This is a genomic window from Aquipseudomonas alcaligenes NBRC 14159 (assembly GCF_000467105.1).
GTDB lineage: Bacteria > Pseudomonadota > Gammaproteobacteria > Pseudomonadales > Pseudomonadaceae > Aquipseudomonas > Aquipseudomonas alcaligenes.
On the sequence record NZ_BATI01000093.1, the window covers coordinates 1 to 2111 of the forward strand.

Here is a 2111-nt window from a genome sequence, read left to right on the forward strand (position 1 = left end):
CATTGTTTGCACTGTTCTTCGCTTTGCGAGATCGCCGCCCTAACGTCGCTCATGTTGCACTGATAGCTGCCACCAGCTTGGGGACTTTGTTTTCGTTGGTGCGTATGGCTCAGGGGGCTCACTTCTTCTCGCACAACTTATGGACAGCACTACTGTGCTGGCTCATCTGCCTCACTCTGTACGACTTGATGCTGTATCGCCCTCAGCCGATGGCTAGCACCGCGCCGGTCACTGAATTACGGTGACCTTGCTGCAGCCTGTGGTGGCAGTCGGAGCGACGTTCAATGTTCCCGGTAGAGGCCATGTTGAATAGCCAATTGTCGACTCCCTTCTATGCTCGGAGCGCTGGGGTAGAATCCGGTTAGCTACCCGCCGGCTGCGCATCGGGCAAGGATGACGGCCGGGCAGGGTGGTTCTTTGAGGGCTCATGTATCTAGGCGCTGAGAAAAACTCGGTTTTGACTGCGCGCAGCTGTATGTCTGGCATCTCAAACGCCTCATATAAGCTTTGTTCATCCGTATCAGCGCTATTCGGTATCGCATCCATGTGGGCGTGCCCAGCTATGTGCAGGACGTATGTCCTTGAGCTCCTCCGGAACATCAATTGGAAGCTCATACGGTCCGAGTAGCACTTCAATCTCGCGGACAGACTTCACGAATGGATCCAGATTGGTGCCCAGTCCTGTTTTGTGTGGAATCCACCAACTGATGATCAGCGGCTGCCCCACCTCGTCCTCCGTCAGCAGTACTTTCCAGAAGTACTCCGGCGTGGCGATCCCATGAGATTGCACGAAGTAGTCATTCTGCAGGTCTTGGGGGAGATCGCCGAACACGACCCCTGCAATAACCTGAACGGGGCGGATGTCGCGATAGCACTCGGTCAGAGTCTCGGTCATCCCCCAGGTATGTCTGTTGTGTGTGGCTAGCTGGGGAACGATGTTCGTCATCAGGTTGCTGGCATTCATGGCCTGGCGACTGTCATCGAAGTGATTGGCTGGGGCCAGATGTCCGCGATCGAATCCTGAGGGGGGCTTGTAGGTGTCTGCTGCGTGCTGACCTTTGCATCCCTCGGGCAGGCTACGGTCGACGCGGAAGTTATCAACCCGCTCAAGTGCCCCTTTGTCGGCGCCCACGAGATAGGTCACGCGGTGCGGCTCTCCTAACTGACAGTCATACATGATCTGAAAGCGACCATAGTCCAGCTCGGTGAGCGGCGCCCCAACGGTAAGTGCTACTGGGACAGGAGGCGGTAAGGGCTCATGCCGCACGCATGAGCCAAGCAGCAGGAGCAGGGGTAGTGCAAGTAGATGCCTCATTTCACTCTTCCTTGAGTATGGAGCTAGGGCGGATTGGAGTAGGTGTAGGAACTTAGCTTTGGATAGCTGGACAAGAAAGTCTCGTACCCTCACTACGGCACGGGAGCGCGTAGCGGGCTCTCGCCTCAAGTTTCCTGAGGCAAAAATTGCAGGCTACTACCAGATGTTTACCCGTGCAGCCCTTGCCCCCTCCAGCATGCCAGCGAAGCCTTTTGGGCTGCCGCTGGAGATCCTGCCGCAGGTTGATCCGCTAAGCCTCAAGCTGGGGGAGACTTTGCGCATCCAGGTACTGTTCGATGGCAAGCCGCTGGCCAAGGTGAAGGTTGTCGGCGACTACCTCAACGAAAGCGACAGTTCGGTGAAAACTGATGAGAAGGGTTATGCCCAGATCAAGGTGCGCAGCACGGGCTTGAACGTGGTTAAGGTCTCGCACAATGTCCAGCGAGAGGATAGGCGTGAGGTGGATGAGGACGGCTACGTTTCCACGCTCGCGTTCTCGTTACCGCAGGAGTAGTTCAGAACTGACTTGACCTGTGTCTACAGCATGGGCAATTCAGTTGCTCCCATCTTGATCCGCCAGTCGGAAGCCGATGCCATGCACTGTGTGTAGCAGCGGCTTCTCGAATGGCTTATCGATCACCTGGCGCAGCTGGTGGACATGGCTACGAAGGCTGTCGCTATCAGGCGCGTCATCGCCCCAAATTGCCTCCTCAAGTACTTCACGGCGCACCACATGTGGACTCTTTTGCATGAGAAGGGTCAGCAACTTGTGACCAACAGGGTTCAGCTTGGGAAA

The 2111-nt window shown here is 56.3% G+C and carries 4 protein-coding genes; 2 read left to right on the plus strand and 2 right to left on the minus strand.

The genetic code is table 11. From position 1 onward, the window contains the following. The coding region (locus PA6_RS24115) for a phosphatase PAP2 family protein (protein ID WP_370670723.1) at nt 1-245 on the plus strand (245 nt) is incomplete at its 5' end. A gap of 281 nt (nt 246-526) precedes the next feature. On the opposite strand, the gene PA6_RS22150 is transcribed toward PA6_RS24115, so the two are convergent. Beyond that, complete coding sequence (locus tag PA6_RS22150) at nt 527-1315, minus strand: DNA/RNA non-specific endonuclease (protein ID WP_052520219.1); 789 nt, start codon at nt 1313-1315, stop codon at nt 527-529. Here PA6_RS22150 and PA6_RS24405 point away from each other — a divergent pair. Then, a complete protein-coding gene (locus tag PA6_RS24405) occupies nt 1206-1829 on the plus strand; it encodes a DUF4198 domain-containing protein (protein WP_255209954.1) in 624 nt (207 codons plus the stop codon). The genes PA6_RS22150 and PA6_RS24405 overlap by 110 nt on opposite strands. A 39-nt stretch (nt 1830-1868) precedes the next feature. On the opposite strand, the gene PA6_RS23250 is transcribed toward PA6_RS24405, so the two are convergent. Further along, nucleotides 1869-2111: helix-turn-helix domain-containing protein (locus PA6_RS23250; protein ID WP_021703191.1), on the minus strand; the 243-nt coding region annotated here is incomplete at its 5' end.

Coding starts and splice junctions, on each gene's coding strand:
- PA6_RS22150 (WP_052520219.1), bottom strand. CDS start 1,315: ATGAGGCATCTACTTGCACTACCCCTGCTCCTGCTGCTTGGCTCATGC.